15 protein-coding genes are annotated in these 18,010 nt (G+C 33.6%); all 15 read left to right on the forward strand.

Features of this window, described 5'->3' with window-relative positions:
• Positions 1–26: 26 nt before the first annotated feature.
• Entirely contained in the window at positions 27–1,199 is a 1,173-nt protein-coding gene (gene cps2T, locus D8849_RS05195) for a beta 1-4 rhamnosyltransferase Cps2T (protein ID WP_125386397.1), read from the forward strand.
• Positions 1,171–2,460: a glycosyltransferase gene (locus D8849_RS05200; RefSeq protein ID WP_125386398.1), complete on the forward strand. Its 1,290-nt coding sequence runs from the start codon at positions 1,171–1,173 to the stop codon at positions 2,458–2,460. Before cps2T ends, D8849_RS05200 begins: the two co-directional genes overlap by 29 nt.
• Before the next feature lie 9 nt (positions 2,461–2,469).
• Entirely contained in the window at positions 2,470–3,006 is a 537-nt protein-coding gene (locus D8849_RS05205; protein WP_125386399.1) for a serine acetyltransferase, read from the forward strand.
• Between the two features lie 12 nt (positions 3,007–3,018).
• Positions 3,019–4,011 carry a Stealth CR1 domain-containing protein gene (locus tag D8849_RS05210; RefSeq protein WP_125386400.1) on the forward strand — a complete coding sequence of 331 codons (993 nt, stop codon included), beginning with the start codon at positions 3,019–3,021 and terminating at the stop codon, positions 4,009–4,011.
• Positions 4,012–4,143: 132 nt separating this feature from the next.
• A complete protein-coding gene (gene wecB / locus D8849_RS05215) occupies positions 4,144–5,232 on the forward strand; it encodes a non-hydrolyzing UDP-N-acetylglucosamine 2-epimerase (protein WP_125386401.1) in 1,089 nt (362 codons plus the stop codon).
• 20 nt (positions 5,233–5,252) lie between these two features.
• On the forward strand, positions 5,253–6,386 hold the full coding sequence (locus tag D8849_RS05220; protein WP_125386402.1) for a glycosyltransferase family protein: 1,134 nt from the start codon (positions 5,253–5,255) through the stop codon (positions 6,384–6,386).
• Positions 6,387–7,690: 1,304 nt separating this feature from the next.
• A complete protein-coding gene (locus tag D8849_RS05230) occupies positions 7,691–9,172 on the forward strand; it encodes a flippase (protein WP_125386404.1) in 1,482 nt (493 codons plus the stop codon).
• A complete protein-coding gene (locus D8849_RS05235) occupies positions 9,169–10,008 on the forward strand; it encodes a glycosyltransferase (RefSeq protein WP_125386405.1) in 840 nt (279 codons plus the stop codon). Before D8849_RS05230 ends, D8849_RS05235 begins: the two co-directional genes overlap by 4 nt.
• Positions 10,009–10,024: 16 nt before the next feature.
• Positions 10,025–10,855: a LicD family protein gene (locus tag D8849_RS05240; RefSeq protein WP_125386406.1), complete on the forward strand. Its 831-nt coding sequence runs from the start codon at positions 10,025–10,027 to the stop codon at positions 10,853–10,855.
• Between the two features lie 90 nt (positions 10,856–10,945).
• Positions 10,946–11,815 (forward strand): glucose-1-phosphate thymidylyltransferase RfbA, encoded by an 870-nt coding sequence (gene rfbA / locus D8849_RS05245; RefSeq protein WP_125386407.1) that lies wholly within the window; start codon positions 10,946–10,948, stop codon positions 11,813–11,815.
• The gene (locus D8849_RS05250) at positions 11,816–12,409 is read left to right on the forward strand and encodes a dTDP-4-dehydrorhamnose 3,5-epimerase family protein (protein WP_125386408.1); all 594 of its coding nucleotides are present in this window, start codon (positions 11,816–11,818) and stop codon (positions 12,407–12,409) included.
• 12 nt (positions 12,410–12,421) lie between these two features.
• Positions 12,422–13,471, forward strand: coding sequence for a dTDP-glucose 4,6-dehydratase (gene rfbB, locus D8849_RS05255; RefSeq protein ID WP_125386409.1), 1,050 nt, complete (start codon positions 12,422–12,424; stop codon positions 13,469–13,471).
• Positions 13,472–13,536: 65 nt separating this feature from the next.
• The gene (gene rfbD, locus D8849_RS05260; RefSeq protein ID WP_125386410.1) at positions 13,537–14,388 is read left to right on the forward strand and encodes a dTDP-4-dehydrorhamnose reductase; all 852 of its coding nucleotides are present in this window, start codon (positions 13,537–13,539) and stop codon (positions 14,386–14,388) included.
• A 78-nt stretch (positions 14,389–14,466) separates the two neighbouring features.
• Positions 14,467–15,570 (forward strand): UDP-galactopyranose mutase, encoded by a 1,104-nt coding sequence (gene glf / locus D8849_RS05265; RefSeq protein ID WP_125386411.1) that lies wholly within the window; start codon positions 14,467–14,469, stop codon positions 15,568–15,570.
• Between the two features lie 201 nt (positions 15,571–15,771).
• On the forward strand, positions 15,772–17,751 hold the full coding sequence (locus D8849_RS05270) for a peptide ABC transporter substrate-binding protein (RefSeq protein WP_020901560.1): 1,980 nt from the start codon (positions 15,772–15,774) through the stop codon (positions 17,749–17,751).
• Positions 17,752–18,010: the final 259 nt, after the last annotated feature.

Here is an 18,010-nt window from a genome sequence, read left to right on the forward strand (position 1 = left end):
TGCCCTCCCGTCATGTTAGGAGAGAAATGAAACAGTCAGTTTATATCATTGGGTCTAAAGGGATTCCTGCTAAGTATGGGGGCTTTGAAACTTTCGTAGAAAAATTAACTGAATACCATAAAGATAAGCAAATCCAGTACTATGTAGCTTGTATGCGGGAAAACTCATCTAAGTCAGGTATTACAGAAGACATGTTTGAGTATAATGGTGCTATTTGTTTTAATATAGATGTGCCTAAAATTGGTCCAGCACGTGCTATCGCCTATGATATTGCAGCGGTTAACAAAGCTATTGATTTAGCTAAGGAAAATAAGGATGAGGCCCCAATTTTTTATATTTTAGCTTGCCGAATCGGCCCTTTTATTTCTGGGATCAGGAAAAAAATTCTTGCCATCGGAGGAAGTCTACTTGTGAATCCTGATGGCCATGAATGGTTGAGAGCAAAATGGAGTTTACCTGTTCGGAAGTATTGGAAATTCTCAGAACAGCTCATGGTTAAATACGCTGATCTATTAGTCTGTGATAGTAAAAATATCGAAAAGTATATTCAAGAAGATTACAAAAAGTATCATCCAAAGACGATCTATATCGCCTATGGAACTGATACGACTCCTTCAACACTGAAACCCGCAGATACTAAAGTGCGAAACTGGTATCAGGAAAAGGGAATTAGAGAAAATGGCTATTATCTAGTGGTAGGGCGCTTTGTTCCTGAAAATAACTACGAAGCCATGATTCGTGAGTTTATAAAGTCAAATTCTAAGAAAGATTTTGTTCTGATCACAAATGTGGAGCAAAATAAATTTTATGATCAGTTGTTACAAGATACTGGTTTTGAAAAAGATTCTAGGATCAAATTTGTTGGTACTGTCTATGACCAAGAATTACTTAAGTACATTCGTGAGAATGCTTTTGCGTATTTTCATGGGCATGAGGTTGGAGGAACCAACCCATCGCTACTAGAGGCTCTAGCATCTACCAAGCTTAACCTGCTATTAGATGTTGGTTTTAACCGTGAGGTTGGTGAAGACGGAGCCATTTATTGGAGAAAAGACAATCTCCAGCATATTATTAAAACAAGCGAAGAATTGTCACAAGAAGAAATTGAAAAAATGAACAAACTGTCAACAAAACAAGTTAAAGAACGTTTTTCTTGGGAAATGATTGTTGATGAGTATGAAACCTTGTTTACAAAATAACTATATGAAAATATTACATTACACAATTGGCTTTGCTCCGGAGCGAACAGGTGGTTTAGTTGGTTACGCTACAGATTTAATGATTGAACAAAAACGTCAGAATTTTGAAGTGTTTGCATTGTATCCGTCAAGCCAGTTATTTTTTTGGAAAAAACCAAGAATAGAAGAGAAATCTGAGAGATTTGGTATAAAAACTTTTGGATTGGTTAATAGCTTGCCACTGGCACTTTTTGGGGGGATTGCTACTCCCTCCGATTTTATGATGAAAAGTGATAAAAAAATATTCTTAGATTTTCTTAGAAAACTAAAACCAGAGGTTATTCATATTCACTCGCTGATTGGATTACATAAAGAATTTTTAGAAGCTGCAAAAAATTTAAATATTCAAATTATATACTCTACACACGATTATTATGGTTTGGCACCAACACCAAATTTTTATTATAATGGTATTTCATTTGATGGAAATAATACAAATTTGACGTGGAATATTATGTCTATTGATGCTTTATCTACAAAAAAACTTCGTATTTTTCAGATGACCTTCTATCCAATAATTAGGAAGTTGATGAAACAGTTAAAAAAGAATCCTAAACACAAAACTTCTCAAGAAATTGAAACTATTTTAGAAAAAACGAATTATAATAAACTGAAAAAGTATTATGTAGAAATGTTTGAACTAGTTGATAAGTTTCATTTTAATAGTAGTTTAGCTGAATCAATATATAAAAATAATTTACCATTTGAACCCAAGGGGGAAATTCTTAATATAACAACTGCAAAAATTAAGAATCAAAATATTAAACGCTACGAAAGAGGAAAGAAAATTGTTGCTTATATTGGTCCGGATGAGGAATATAAAGGATATTTTGATTTTTTAGAATTTGCCCAAAAATTAGATAGAAAAAAATATCAGATAAATACATATGGACATAGCGCTAATAGGTTTGCACCAGATTTTGTTGTACAGAGAGGGCGGTTTTCTCAAAACGAGTTAGATAAAATTTATTCTGAAATAGATTACTTAATTATTCCAAGTCGTTGGAAGGAAACATTTGGTCTAGTAACATTAGAGGCAATATCATACGGTGTAAATGTTTTTGTTTCTGAAAATGTAGGCTCTAAAGATTTAGTAGACAGTAATCATAGATTTAAACAAATTGAAGAAATAGATTTAGATATTGGAGGGGGAATTTCAAAAAGTGTCGAGACGATTGAAAAACATGTAGAAGATTTAAAGCAATTGTATCAGAGTAAATAGAGGAATTTTATGCAAAAAAATAAGTTGGAATATGATAAGAAAAGATGGCGGCAGAAGTTCCCGTGTTTTATACCTCAGTATCGTTTTATGATCTATAAGAGAAAGTGTGAAATTTATAGAAAAAAAACAATCACTCTACCGCTGTTTTTATTTTATAGATTAATTTTTCAATGTTGTAAAATTTTGTATTTAACTGATATTCCAGCGTCAGTTGAAATTGGAAAAGGTTTTAAAATAGAACATTTAGGGAATATAGTAATTAATCCAAGAGTTAAAATCGGCGAAAACGTTACCATATTAAATGGTGTTTTGATTGGTCAACAGAATCGTGGGATAAATAAAGGATGCCCTACTATTGGAGATAAAGTTTGGATTGGGACAAATTCAATTATCGTTGGGAAAGTTAACATTGGTAACAATGTTTTAATTGCTCCAGGTGCTTTTGTTAATTTTAGTGTTCCGGATAATAGTATTGTAATAGGAAATCCTGGTAAAATTATTTCAGATCAGAATGCAACAAAAAAATATATCACAGTTTATGAATAAAAAGAGGAGAAAATGAATCAAAAGATTGATTTTGTTATAACTTGGGTTGATGGGAATGACCCTATTTGGATAGAAAAAAAACAATCATATCTACCACAACATGATAACGGCATGAATACCAGTTCACGATATAGGGACTGGGGAATATTGAAATACTGGTTTAGAGCGGTTGAACAGCATGCTCCATGGGTTAACAAGATATTTTTTGTTACAGAAGGGCACGTACCTGATTGGTTAAATATCAATTGTGATAAGTTAGTGATTGTAAAACACGAAGATTATATTGATAATAAATTTCTGCCTACTTTTAATTCCAACGTTATAGAGCTTAACTTTCATAAGATTCCAGGTTTATCAGAATTATTTGTTAACTTTAATGATGATATGTTTATCAATAAACCGTTGCTACCAAAAGACTTTTTTGAAGAGTCATTGCCTAGGGATATTGGTGTTTTTAGTCCTATTGTCCCTAAAAAAGGAAGTATTGCTTCGATTGTATTGAATAATATAGAAATTTTGAATGAGTATTTTTCTATGCATGAGGTAATTAAGAATAACTGGGTCAAGTTTTTTAGTCTTAAATATGGAAAGCATCTTATTAAAAACTTTTGTGTTTTACCGTGGAAAAATATTTTAGGATTTTATGATAATCATATACCGGTTTCATATAGCAAAAAGTTTTTTGACATAGTTTGGAGTAAAGAAACAGAGCTATTAGAGGAAGTGTCAACGCATAAGTTTAGACAAAAAGATGATATTAACCATTGGCTTATAAGATATTGGCAGTTATGTATGGGTCATTTTAGTCCTCGTTCAACGAAATTTGGAAATTACTATGATATTTCTAGAGAACTATTGGATATTATTAAAGAAATTAATTCTCCTAGATATTCAGTTATTTGCTTAAATGATGGTGATGGTATTGAAGATTTTGAGGATTATAAATCTAAATTATTAGAGGCTTTTGAAAATAGATATCCTGTGAAATCTAGTTTTGAAAAATAATAATGATTATCAAAGTTAAGTCATTAAATCATAAATTGAATAATTATATCCCAAAAAATTGTTTTTAAAGCTAATTCTATGAAAACAATAAATGGATAAAATTTGGAATACATTTTAGAAAGAAAGATAATTATGAAAAAAGTTATGCTAGTATTTGGGACACGACCTGAAGGTATAAAAATGTGTCCTCTTGTAAAAGAATTTGAAAAAAATGAAAATTTTCAAACAATTGTCTGTGTGACAGGGCAACATAAAGAAATGTTACAACAAGTATTAGACGTATTTGATGTTGTTCCAGACTATGATTTGGAAATTATGAAAGAAGAACAGACTTTATTTAGTATTACAACATCTATTTTAAGTAAAATTCAGTTTGTTTTGGAGAAGGAACGACCAGATGTTGTTCTAGTCCACGGAGATACTACGACTACTTTTGCAGTTTCTTTGGCAGCTTTTTATTCTAATATAAAAATTGGCCATGTCGAAGCTGGGTTGAGGACATATAACATTCATAGCCCGTTCCCAGAGGAGTTTAATCGTCAAGTTGTGTCTATTGTAGCAGATTATCATTTTGCTCCTACAGAACAGGCTAAATTAAATTTATTAAATGAGGGGAAAGAGGAGTCGACTGTCTTTGTAACAGGAAATACTGCAATTGATGCTTTAAGAACGACAATAACTGAAACTTATCATCATGCACTATTAGATTGGGTCGGAAATGATAGATTAATCTTACTTACTGCGCACCGACGTGAAAATCTGGGGAAACCAATGGAGAATATGTTCAAAGCAGTGAAACGTGTTTTACAAGAATTTGATGATGTAAAAGTTATTTATCCTATTCATAAAAATCCCAAAATTCGTAAAGTTGCTAGAAGAATTTTTGGAAGTGAAGATAGAATTAGTTTGGTTGAGCCTTTAGAGGTGATAGATTTTCATAATTTTATGAAGAAATCTTATATGATCTTAACCGATTCTGGTGGAGTTCAGGAAGAAGCGCCTGCTCTTGGTAAACCAGTATTGGTCATGCGTGATACGACAGAACGACCTGAGGGGATAGAAGCGGGAACGTTAAGACTTGTTGGTACAGAAGAAGAGACTATTTATCAAGAATTTTCAAATTTACTTTCAGATCAAAGACTCTATAGCCAAATGAGTAAGGCAAGCAATCCTTATGGTGATGGGTTTGCTAGTGAAAAAATCGTTAAGATATTAGAATAGATAAAGGAAAGAGATATTTGATGAGTGAGCATAAGAAGATTACTATTGTCCATGTTGGGAATTTTTTGTTATATCCACCAGTGATGAGTTTAATCCAGAACTTTATTCACAATGATACGATTATAGACATGATTAGTTCGACTAAAATAGATCAAGTACCAGAATGGATGAAGAAAAGTAAATACTTTAACTATACTTATATACCTTTTCATATAGGACCTGGATTAAAAAATAAGCTAGTACGAGCTTTTGTGGATACAAAAGAATTTCGGAAAGTAGTAAAAAAATCTATGTATTCTTCTGATTTATTATGGACAACAACAGATGTATCTGCAAAAATTTTGGGTAGTCTTGTTTTGGAATATAAACACATAATGCAACTAATGGAGTTAATTCAACGCTTCCCACATTTTACAAAAATAAAGTTTCTAGATTACCCCTTGGATAAATATGCCCAAAAAGCTTATAAAGTTGTGGTTCCTGATTTAGATCGAGCATACATTCAACAGGCTTGGTGGAATTTACCAAAGCTTCCAACTGTGTTACCAAATAAGCCTTATTCAATTGAAACCGGTGAACTGTCTAAAGATACAAAAAAAGCTTTAGAAAGAATAAAGAATGAAACACGAAAGGTTATTTTATATTCTGGTATTATTACTCCAGAAAGAAATATAGAAGATTTTGCTAAAGCTTTGGGTAATTTTGAAAATTTTGCATTATATATAATTGGTAGAAGTCCAGTTGGAGACGATTATATTAAAGATATGTTAAAACAATATCCCAACATTGAGTATCTGGGTTATCATACAGCTCCGTCTCATCTTGAGTTCATTAAGTATGCTTATATTGGGTTAACACCTTATGTTCCAACGCAATCTGCTCTACATCCTGTAATTAATGCACTGTACTGTGCTCCTAATAAAATTTATGAGTATAGTGCTTTTGGAGTTCCAATGATTGGAACAAACGTTTTAGGATTATTAAGGCCATTCGAACAATATGGAATTGGGAAATGTGTAACAGACATGAAAACTGAATCTATTCTTGAAATGATTCAATACATTGATTCCAATTACTCTATAATGAGAGATAATTGTTACAAATTTTTTGAGAAAGATAATTTGGATAAAATAGTCCAAGATATTATTGAATAGTAGGAAGTACTTAATGATTAAAGTATCATCATTATATAAGTTTATTATTATTGTGTTTGTGTCGTTTATGATAGGCGTACCGTTGCTTTTTCCTAATGAAATACTTGGAAATTTTTATCAGAGATTTATCATCGTTTTAGGGTCTTTATTTCTTAGTATTCCTGTTTTTTTACATAATGACTATAAATTTAAAAAACAAGCGAAATTTTTAAACCACTATTTATTCATATATTTATTAGTTGTTGTAATTATGATAGTCTTCTCTAAGATTACTTATGACTATTCGTGGGGAGAAGTAATGAAACACATCTTATTAGAGTATTTGCTGCCTATAGCTGCTTTTCCTATTATTTTTATTTTTTACATGGATGATACAATAGAGAATCTTATAGCTGTTGTTTCAAAAATTGTTTTATTTATGTTATTAATACGGATGTTTAGTTGGTTAATGTATAATTATAGAGGAGAAATCTATTTTCCAAGATTANTATTCCAATACGAAGAATGGATTAGAGATGGTTTTCAGAGAGTTGAATCAGGAATGATTTACGGTATAACATTAGTTTTTGTAGCAGTACAATCTCTAAATAATAGAATATCCGGCCTAATATACAAGTGTATTGTATGCTTAATGTTGCTATTTTTAATATTTATAACTCGAGTTCGTTTTCAAACTTTTATTTCTATTTTGACAATATTTGTGATATATTTTTCGAAGATAAACAAGACAAAAAATGGATATTTTTTTAAAATATTAATTTTTGTATCTGGGTTTTATTTATTAGTATTTGATTCCCATCTATTGCAAAGCTTTATAAGTAGGATTTCCACTAATGGTGAGTATGGTGCTTCAACTGCTGTTAGATTTCAAGGATTATCACATTATTTGTCAATAATGTCACAAAATCATTCTTATTTTGGTTTAGGTTTTTTACTGAGAGGTAACCCGATAGCTGATAGTATCATGGCTAGAAATTCGTGGAGTATCTATTACTTAGATGATCTAGGAATATTTGGAACACTTATACAAATCGGCATATTCACGATACTAACACATATTTTACTATTTGTAAAAGCAATCAAAGTTGTAACTAGGTCTTTTAGAGTAGGGCACTCAAACTATAAGCTTTACTCTATCGGACTTACCACATATTTGATTGGATCATGTTTATTATTGAATATTTTTGATAGGCAACGTATTTTTGATGTTCCATTCTACTTAGCTATTTTTAGTTTTTTGGATGCTAAAATTTCAGAAGTATATTCTGAAGAAACACTTGATAAGGATAGGGAAAAAGAATTATATGGATAAAAGTTTTAAAGTGAAATCTATTAAATATAATTTTTTGATGAATATCATTCTAAAACTGTCAGGTATTATTTTCCCTTTGATAACTTTTCCGTACATTTCTAGAGTACTTCTCAGTACAGCCAATGGGAAAATTGCCTTTGCTAGCTCAGTAGTAGGATATTTCTCAATAATGTCTTCTATGGGTATTCCTTCATATGGAATTCGTAAATGTGCAGAGGTGAGGGATAGCAAAGAAAAATTATCTAAAGTTGTTACTGAGCTATTAATACTTAATTCTGTTTTTACTTTGCTATCGTACATAGTATTTGCTATTTTGCTGTTAACTGTCCCTCAATTTTTTAATGAGTTACTATTATTTTCTGTAACTTCGTTAACAATTTTATTTAATATGCTGGGTGTAGAGTGGTTTTATCAAGCGATTGAACAGTATCAGTATATCACGTTCAGGAATATTTTTTTTAAAATTATTTCAATTATTCTAATGTTGATTTTTATTCATCAACCGGAAGATTATATTTTGTATGCTGGTATAAATGTATTTGCTTCAGTTGGATCAAATGTATTAAATGTTTTGAGATTATCCAAGTACGTAGACCTGGGTATAAAAAAAGAACAGAATTATAATTTTTTGATTCATATAGTTCCTATTGTAACATTGTTTTTATATAATGCAACAACTGTAATTTTTACAAGCCTCGATCAAGTCATGTTGGGTTTTATCAAAGGAAATGAAAGTGTAGGATATTATGCTGCTGCGATTAAAATACAGAATATTTTAGTAAGTTTAGTTACCGCACTAGGCGCAGTTATGTTACCCAAAATTTCTTATACTTTAAAAAATGGGAGTCGCATAAATTTTGAAAATATGATTAGAAAATCATTTGAATTTATTATAGTTACAGCTATACCAGTTTGTTTCTTGATGACTATTTTATCGAAAGATATCATATTGGTATTAGCGGGGGAAGATTATTTATCTGCTATCCCAATGCTACAGTATTTACTTCCTTCACTAATTTTTGTAGGGCTTAGCAGTGTTACAGCATGGCAACTGTTAATTCCTTTGGAAAAAGAAAAATATACAGTGATAGGAGCTTTGGTTGGAGTAATGATAAATTTAACTTTTAACTTCTTATTGATACCAATAAGTGGTGGTGAGGGGGCTGCAGTATCCTCTACGCTAGCAGAATTTGCAGTTTTAGTAGTTCATTTTATAGCTTTAAAGGATATTATAATTCGGACTTTAGAGTTCAAAGAAATTGTTTCTTCACTTCTATCTACTTTTGTTGCATCTAGTATTTTGATATTTGTAAAATTTAATATTCCACTTACTACAGGCTTATTAACTTGTATAGTATATGGTATGATATTTACGATTTTCTATGCTTTTTCGCTTGTGATTTTTAGAGAGAAGTTGGCAATGGGAATAGTAAATGATTTGACTTATTTAATTTTCAAAAGGAGAAATAAATGATGGATTCTTGCGTTTGTTTGATTTTGAATTATAATGATGCTAGTACTGTACGAAAATTAGTGAAGACCATCGAAAATTATTCAGTATTTGAGCATATTGTGATTGTAGATAACTGTTCTGAAGATGATTCTTATATTGAATTGCAGGCATTAGTTTCAAATAAGGTTACCCTTATAAGAAGTGATAAGAATGGTGGATATGGGTATGGGAATAATTTTGGAACGAAATATATTAAGAGGTATTTCGCAACCAAGTATGTTCTTCTGTCAAATCCAGATGTCGTTTTTTCTAATGAACTTATCAAAAGATTTATTTTAACCATGAAAAAGCAACCTCAATTAGCTGTAGTATCTGCGATACAACATGATATTAATAATCAAAGAATAAGAGACTTGGCTTGGAAGGTTCCTACATCATTTGAATATGCTGTTTCAAACTCAGCTAGATTATCTCGTTTATTCTCACCTAATTATGAATTAGATTTCAAAAAATCAGAACAATATGTAGATTGTGTACCAGGAGCATTGTTGCTATATGACATTGATAAATTTTTAGCAGTTGGTGGCTATGATGAGGAAATGTTTTTATTTGGAGAAGAGACAACTCTTGGCTTTAAGTTAAAGGATAAAAACTATAAAACACTATTGATTTTAGATGATTATTATAGACATGAACACTCGGTTAGTATTAGTAAGTCGATAAGTCAAAAGAGTAAGCAATTGGAGATTTTATACAAAAGTAGATTGTTATTTATGAAAAAATATTTGAAATCGAATGCTTTATTTTTATATTTAGCTCGATATTTTCAAAGTAGAACACTAAGAAAGTTAAAATAGAGAAATTAGGGACTAGATGAAAGAAAAATTTACACTATCTTTAATACAAGATATGTCATTTTCTATTTTACAATTTATCAAAAAAATTTGTGACGAAAATGATATTAGATACTACTTGGCATATGGCACCCTACTTGGTGCTGTAAGGCATGGTGATTTCATTCCTTGGGATGATGATATAGATATTATGATGCCTAGGGAAGATTATAAAAAATTACTGTTAATTTTGGCTGATACTCCTCATCCTTATTACAAACTGATTTCATCTGAAACGAATAATGATTTCCAAGTACCGTTGCCTAAAGTAGTGGATACTCGCACAGTTCTTATACAAGATTATGATATAGTTGAATCTGTTAGGCTAGGAATTTATGTTGATATTTTTTTAATAGATGGAGCTGGTGATGATTATGAATTGGCAGTGAAACAATATAATGAAGCCTTTAAGCTTTATAGATACTGGAAAAAATCTAGATTAAAATTATTTCCATCTTCTATGTCTAAAATTAAGGGCCTATTAAGATGGTTAAAAAATTTCCCATTTAAATTAATAGGGAGCAGATATTTTCTAAATAGGATCAAGAGTCATAACAGTTATTATGATTTTGATACGAGTATTTATATTGCAACTTTTGAAACAGGTACTGGTAATGCTAAAAAATGTATCTTTCACTATAATGAGTTTGAAAAAGAGCAGTATTTAGAGTTCAGGGGAGAATTGTTCCGTGTTCCGAACAATTATGATAATGTTTTAAGGTATGAATATGGTAACTATATGGAGTTACCTCCTGTATCAAAACAGGTTTCTCATCATTCTTACAAGGTAGAATGGGCTGATAATAATTAGCAATCAATCTGAAAAATATGAAGATGAATTACAAAAAAAATATAGTTTTGATTTATAAAAAAGAAAATTAATTCGAAAGGTTTCTTCACTATGAAAGGTATTATTCTTGCAGGTGGTTCGGGGACACGTTTATATCCATTGACTCGAGCTGCATCAAAACAGCTGATGCCGGTTTATGATAAACCGATGATTTATTATCCTCTTTCAACTCTGATGCTAGCTGGAATTAGAGATATTTTAATTATCTCAACTCCACAAGATTTACCCCGGTTTAAAGAGTTACTTCAAGATGGATCTGAGTTTGGAATTAAACTTTCGTACGCAGAGCAACCTAGTCCGGATGGACTTGCTCAGGCATTCCTTATTGGTGAGGAATTTATTGGTGATGACAGTGTTGCTCTGATTTTGGGGGATAATATCTATCACGGACCTGGTCTATCTAAAATGCTCCAAAAGGCAGTCAAGAAAGAGAAAGGTGCAACTGTTTTTGGATATCAAGTTAAGGATCCTGAAAGATTTGGTGTTGTGGAATTTGATGAGGAGATGAATGCTGTTTCTATTGAGGAAAAACCAGAACATCCTCGTTCCAATTATGCAGTGACCGGCCTTTATTTCTATGATAATGCTGTTGTAGAAATTTCAAAAAATATTAAACCAAGTCCTCGTGGTGAATTGGAAATTACAGATGTGAACAAGGCCTACCTAAATCGTGGAGACTTATCAGTTGAGGTTATGGGACGTGGCTTTGCTTGGTTGGATACAGGAACTCATGAAAGTTTATTAGAAGCTTCACAGTATATTGAAACAGTGCAACGTATGCAGAATCTTCAAGTTGCAAATCTAGAAGAAATCGCTTATCGTATGGGCTATATCAGCCGTGAGGATGTATTAAAGTTAGCACAACCTCTTAAGAAAAATGAATACGGACAATATTTGCTCCGTTTGATTGGAGAAGCATAGATGACAGATAATTTTTTCGGTAAGACGCTTGTGGTTCGCAAGGTTGAAGCTATTCCAGGTATGTTAGAATTTGATATCCCAGTTCACGGTGATAATCGTGGTTGGTTTAAAGAAAATTTTCAAAAGGAAAAAATGCTTCCCCTTGGTTTCCCAGAGTCTTTCTTTGCAGAAGGCAAATTACAAAACAATGTATCCTTCTCACGTAAAAATGTTCTCCGTGGTCTACACGCAGAACCTTGGGATAAGTACATTTCTGTAGCAGATGGTGGGAAGGTTCTGGGTTCTTGGGTTGATCTACGCGAGGGCGAAACTTTCGGAAATACCTATCAAACAGTAATTGATGCAAGTAAGGGTATCTTTGTTCCTCGTGGCGTAGCCAACGGTTTTCAAGTCTTATCAGACACTGTATCCTATAGTTATCTGGTGAATGACTACTGGGCATTGGAACTCAAGCCCAAATACGCCTTTGTCAATTATGCAGATCCAGAATTAGGAATTGAGTGGGACAATTTAGCTCAAGCAGAGGTTTCAGAAGCAGATAAAAATCATCCACTACTTAAGGATGTAAAACCTTTGAAAAAAGAAGATTTGTAAAAAGGAAAGAATATGACTGAATACAAAAAAATTATCGTGACAGGTGGAGCTGGTTTTATCGGTTCTAACTTTGTTCATTATGTTTACGAGAACTTTCCAGATGTTCATGTGACAGTATTAGATAAGTTGACTTATGCTGGGAACCGCGCTAATATTGAAGAAATTTTAGGTGATCGTGTTGAGTTAGTGGTTGGAGATATTGCAGATGCGGAGTTGGTAGATAAGTTGGCAGCTCAAGCGGATGCCATTGTGCACTATGCAGCGGAAAGTCACAATGACAATTCGCTCAATGATCCGTCACCATTTATCCATACCAACTTCATTGGAACCTATACTCTTTTGGAAGCTGCACGTAAATACGATCTTCGTTTCCATCATGTATCTACAGACGAAGTATACGGGGATCTGCCTCTGCGTGAGGATTTGCCAGGTCATGGTGAGGGACCAGGTGAGAAATTTACTGCTGATACCAAATACAATCCAAGCTCTCCTTACTCATCAACCAAAGCTGCCTCAGACTTGATTGTTAAAGCCTGGGTGCGATCATTTGGTGTCAAGGCAACGATTTCCAACTGTTCAAATAACTACGGTCCTTATCAACACATCGAAAAATTCATTCCACGTCAGATTACCAACATTTTAAGCGGTATTAAACCAAAACTTTATGGCGAAGGTAAGAACGTTCGTGACTGGATTCATACCAATGACCATTCTTCAGGTGTTTGGACAATCTTGACAAAAGGTAAAATCGGAGAAACCTACTTGATTGGGGCTGATGGCGAGAAGAACAACAAGGAAGTTTTGGAACTCATCCTTAAGGAAATGGGACAACCTGTTGACGCTTATGATCATGTAACTGACCGTGCAGGACATGACCTCCGCTATGCTATTGACGCAAGTAAGCTCCGTGATGAATTAGGTTGGAGACCAGAGTTTACTAACTTTGAAGCAGGTCTCAAAGAGACCATCAAGTGGTACACAGACAACCAAGAATGGTGGCAAGCAGAGAAAGAAGTTGTTGAAGCCAATTATGCTAAGACTCAGGAGATTATTACATTATAAAAAGCAGGAAATCGCTGCTTTTTATTGCTATATTGGAAAGAGTTACAGATTAGAAAGGTGTAGAGATGATTTTAATTACAGGAGCAAAAGGTCAATTAGGAACTGAACTTCGCTATTTATTGGATGAGCGTAATGAAGAATACGTGGCAGTTGATGTGGCTGAGATGGACATTGCCAATGCAGAAATGGTTGAGAAAGTTTTTGAAGAAGTTAAACCGACTCTAGTATACCACTGTGCTGCCTACACAGCTGTTGATGCAGCAGAGGATGAAGGGAAAGAACTGGACTTTGCCATCAATGTTACGGGGACAGAAAATGTCGCAAAAGCATCTGAAAAGTATGGTGCAACTTTAGTTTACATCTCTACAGACTATGTTTTTGATGGTAAGAAACCAGTTGGACAAGAGTGGGAAGTTGATGACCGACCAGATCCACAGACAGAATATGGACGTACAAAGCGCATGGGAGAAGAGTTAGTTGAGAAGTATGTGTCTAATTTTTATATTATCCGTACTGCCTGGGTATTTGGAAATTATGGCAAAAACTTTGTTTTCACGATGCAAAATCTTGCGAAAACTCATAAGACATTGACAGTTGTAAATGACCAGCATGGTCGCCCAACTTGGACTCGTACATTGGCTGAATTCATGACTTACCTAGCTGAAAACTGCAAGGAATTTGGTTACTATCATTTATCGAATGATGCGACAGAAGACACAACTTGGTATGATTTTGCAGTTGAAATTTTGAAGGATACTGATGTTGAAGTACTTCCAGTAGATTCAAGTCAATTTCCAGCAAAAGCTAAACGTCCGTTAAACTCAACAATGAGCCTGACTAAAGCTAAAGCTACTGGATTTGTTATTCCAACTTGGCAAGATGCTTTGAAAGAGTTTTACAAACAAGAAGTGAAATAAGCATTATTTTTAATAGAAATAAGAGTGATTTTCTAGTCTGATCAAAGAAGTATACAATGAACTCCAAAGGAGCATAAGATGTACGATTATCTTGTTGTTGGTGCTGGTCTTTTTGGCACAGTATTTGCCCATGAAGCTGCCTTAAAAGGAAAAAAAGTAAAAGTCATTGAAAAACGAAATCATATCGCAGGTAATATCTATACTCGTGAAGAGGAAGGAATTCAAGTTCATCAGTATGGTGCTCATATATTCCGTACTTCGGATAAGGAGATTTGGGAGTATGTAAATCAGTTTGCAGAGTTTAACCGTTATACAAATTCTCCTGTCGCAAATTATAAGGGAGAGATTTATAACCTTCCATTTAATATGAATACTTTCAATAAACTTTGGGGAGTTGTAACGCCAGCAGAAGCACAAGCCAAGATTGATAAGCAACGTGCGGTTTTAAATGGTAAAACTCCTGAAAATTTGGAAGAACAGGCTATTTCTCTTGTAGGTACAGACATCTACGAAAAATTAATCAAAGACTATACAGAGAAACAGTGGGGCAAGCCAACTACGGAACTTCCAGCCTTTATCATTCGCCGTTTGCCAGTACGCCTGACCTATGATAACAACTATTTTAACGATACCTATCAAGGAATTCCAATTGGTGGCTACACTCAAATAGTTGAAAAAATGTTGGAGCATGACAACATTGATGTAGAAACAAATGTTGATTTCTTCGCGAATAAAGAGCAATATCTGAAAGATTTTCCTAAGATTGTCTTTACCGGTATGATTGATGAATTCTTCGACTATAAGTTGGGTGAACTAGAGTACCGTAGTCTTCGTTTTGAAAACGAGACCTTGGCTATAGAGAATTACCAAGGAAATGCAGTTGTGAACTACACAGATGCAGATACCCCTTATACTCGAATTATTGAACACAAACATTTTGAGTTTGGGAATCAAGCAAAGACTATCATTACTAAAGAACATTCTAAAACATGGGAAAAAGGTGATGAGCCTTATTATCCAGTTAATAATGATCGTAATAATCATTTGTATACATCATATAAAAAATTGGCTGATGAGCAAGGCAATGTTATCTTTGGTGGTCGTTTAGGACACTATCGTTATTACGATATGCACCAGGTAATTGGAGCAGCCTTGCAGTGTGTAAGAAATGAGTTAGATTAAAGAATTAAAACTGTTTCTCAGATGCTATTTACAAATATGATCAATAATTCCTTGACTACCTAATGTAGTTGAGGTATTTTTGATATTATTCATATTTTTGCAAATTTATTGTTTAAAAAATAATTTTCAAAAATTCTGAAAATTCTGTTGACAAGGTTAGAAAAAGGGTCTATAATGGATAGAAAAACAAAGGAGAATACTATGAAAACAAGGAAAGTATTGGCTCTTGCGGGAGTCACTTTATTAGCAGCTGGTGTCTTAGCGGCTTGTTCTGGTGGTTCTGCTACTAAAGGTGAGCAGACCTTCGCCTTTACCTACGAGACAGACCCAGATAATCTCAACTATTTGACAACCAGCAAGGCAGCTACTTCAAACATTACTAGTAACGTCATTGATGGATTGCTTGAAAATGACCGTTATGGGAATCTTGTTCCCTCTATGGCAGAGGACTGGTCAGTTTCTAAAGATGGTTTGACCTACACTTATAAGATTCGTCAGGATGCCAAGTGGTACACATCTGAAGGTGAAGAATATGCTCCTGTCAAGGCTCAAGACTTTGTAACAGGTCTTAAATATGCAACAGATAAGAAATCACAAGCTCTTTACTTGGTACAAGATTCAATCAAGGGTCTGGATGCTTATGCTAAAGGGGAAAATAAAGATTTTTCTCAAGTTGGAATTAAAGCCCTTGACGATCAAACAGTCCAATACACTTTGAACAAACCTGAAAGTTTTTGGAATTCTAAAACAACAATGGGTGTCTTGGCACCAGTTAATGAAGAGTTTTTGAACTCAAAAGGGGATGATTTTGCTAAAGCGACAGATCCAAGCAGTATCTTGTATAATGGTCCTTATTTGTTAAAATCTCTTGTGGCTAAATCTTCCGTTGAATTTGCAAAAAATCCTAACTACTGGGATAAGGATAATGTTCATGTTGATAAGATAAAATTGTCATTCTGGGATGGTCAAGATACCAGCAAACCTGCAGAAAACTTTAAAGATGGTAGCCTTACAGCAGCCCGCCTCTATCCAACAAGTGCAAGTTTCGCAGAACTTGAAAAAACGATGAAGGATAATATTGTCTATACCCAACAAGACTCTACGACTTATCTAGTTGGTACAAATATTGACCGCCAGTCCTATAAATATACTTCTAAGACTAGTGACGAACAAAAGACCTCTACTAAAAAGGCTCTCTTAAACAAGGATTTCCGCCAAGCTATTGCTTTTGGTTTTGATCGTACGGCCTATGCTTCACAAGTGAACGGTGCCAGTGGTGCAAGCAAAATTTTGCGTAATCTTTTTGTACCACCAACATTTGTCCAAGCAGATGGGAAAAACTTTGGCGATATGGTCAAAGAAAAATTGGTGACTTATGGGGATGAATGGAAGGATGTGAACCTTGCTGATGCCCAAGATGGACTATATAATCCTGAAAAAGCCAAGGCAGAATTTGCTAAAGCTAAGTCAGCTCTACAAGCTGAGGGAGTACAATTCCCAATTCACCTAGATATGCCAGTTGACCAGACAGCAACTACAAAAGTTCAACGTGTACAGTCTTTCAAACAATCGGTTGAAGAAACCTTGGGTGCAGATAATGTCGTAATTGATATTCAACAACTACAAAAAGATGAAGTCTTGAATATTACCTACTTTGCTGAAACAGCAGCTGGGGAAGATTGGGATATTTCAGATAATGTTGGTTGGACTCCAGACTTTGCGGATCCATCTACTTACCTCGATATTATCAAACCATCAGTTGGTGAAAACACTAAAACCTACCTTGGCTTTGATTCTGGTACAGATAATGCTGCAGCTAAGAAGGTTGGTCTAAACGACTATGAGAAATTGGTAATTGAAGCTGGAAACGAGACAATAGATGTAGCAAAACGTTATGATAAGTATGCTGTAGCCCAAGCTTGGTTGACAGATAGTGCCTTGATTATTCCAACAACATCACTCACTGGTCGCCCAATCTTGTCTAAGATGGTACCATTTACGATGCCGTTTGCCTTCTCTGGTAACAAGGGGACAAGCGATCCGCTCCTTTACAAATACTTGGAACTTCAAGACAAGGCAGTTACTGCTGATGAATACCAAAAAGCTCAAGATAAATGGATGAAAGAAAAAGAAGAATCCAATAAAAAAGCGCAAGAAGAACTCGCAAAACATGTGAAATAGATTTTAATCATCTATAGAAGCTGATTGATAAAGGGTTTGGCATTCGATAGGAATGCTAAATCCTTTTTATTATGTGACAATTTTCCCCTTAATCTCAGAGTATGGTTTTGTCAGAATGAAGAAAAAAATTAGCAATTTTCCTAGCTTTTCTATTGCTTTATCTATTAAAAATTGTTATATTAAAAGTGTAATTATTTTTTATAAACGTTAAGCATTGCACTTTTCAGATAGAAAGGAGTATTTTTCGAACAAGAAATGT

It is taken from the genome of Streptococcus mitis, from assembly GCF_003942765.1.
GTDB lineage: Bacteria > Bacillota > Bacilli > Lactobacillales > Streptococcaceae > Streptococcus > Streptococcus mitis_BE.

Bases quoted from the DNA above. Each gene is read 5' to 3' on its own strand.
- cps2T (WP_125386397.1), top strand. From the start codon at position 27: ATGAAACAGTCAGTTTATATCATTGGGTCTAAAGGGATTCCTGCTAAG.
- D8849_RS05270 (WP_020901560.1), top strand. From the start codon at position 15,772: ATGAAAACAAGGAAAGTATTGGCTCTTGCGGGAGTCACTTTATTAGCA.
- rfbA (WP_125386407.1), top strand. From the start codon at position 10,946: ATGAAAGGTATTATTCTTGCAGGTGGTTCGGGGACACGTTTATATCCA.
- D8849_RS05220 (WP_125386402.1), top strand. From the start codon at position 5,253: ATGAGTGAGCATAAGAAGATTACTATTGTCCATGTTGGGAATTTTTTG.
- glf (WP_125386411.1), top strand. From the start codon at position 14,467: ATGTACGATTATCTTGTTGTTGGTGCTGGTCTTTTTGGCACAGTATTT.
- rfbD (WP_125386410.1), top strand. From the start codon at position 13,537: ATGATTTTAATTACAGGAGCAAAAGGTCAATTAGGAACTGAACTTCGC.
- D8849_RS05230 (WP_125386404.1), top strand. From the start codon at position 7,691: ATGGATAAAAGTTTTAAAGTGAAATCTATTAAATATAATTTTTTGATG.
- wecB (WP_125386401.1), top strand. From the start codon at position 4,144: ATGAAAAAAGTTATGCTAGTATTTGGGACACGACCTGAAGGTATAAAA.
- D8849_RS05210 (WP_125386400.1), top strand. From the start codon at position 3,019: ATGAATCAAAAGATTGATTTTGTTATAACTTGGGTTGATGGGAATGAC.
- D8849_RS05240 (WP_125386406.1), top strand. From the start codon at position 10,025: ATGAAAGAAAAATTTACACTATCTTTAATACAAGATATGTCATTTTCT.
- D8849_RS05200 (WP_125386398.1), top strand. From the start codon at position 1,171: ATGAGTATGAAACCTTGTTTACAAAATAACTATATGAAAATATTACAT.
- D8849_RS05250 (WP_125386408.1), top strand. From the start codon at position 11,816: ATGACAGATAATTTTTTCGGTAAGACGCTTGTGGTTCGCAAGGTTGAA.
- D8849_RS05205 (WP_125386399.1), top strand. From the start codon at position 2,470: ATGCAAAAAAATAAGTTGGAATATGATAAGAAAAGATGGCGGCAGAAG.
- D8849_RS05235 (WP_125386405.1), top strand. From the start codon at position 9,169: ATGATGGATTCTTGCGTTTGTTTGATTTTGAATTATAATGATGCTAGT.
- rfbB (WP_125386409.1), top strand. From the start codon at position 12,422: ATGACTGAATACAAAAAAATTATCGTGACAGGTGGAGCTGGTTTTATC.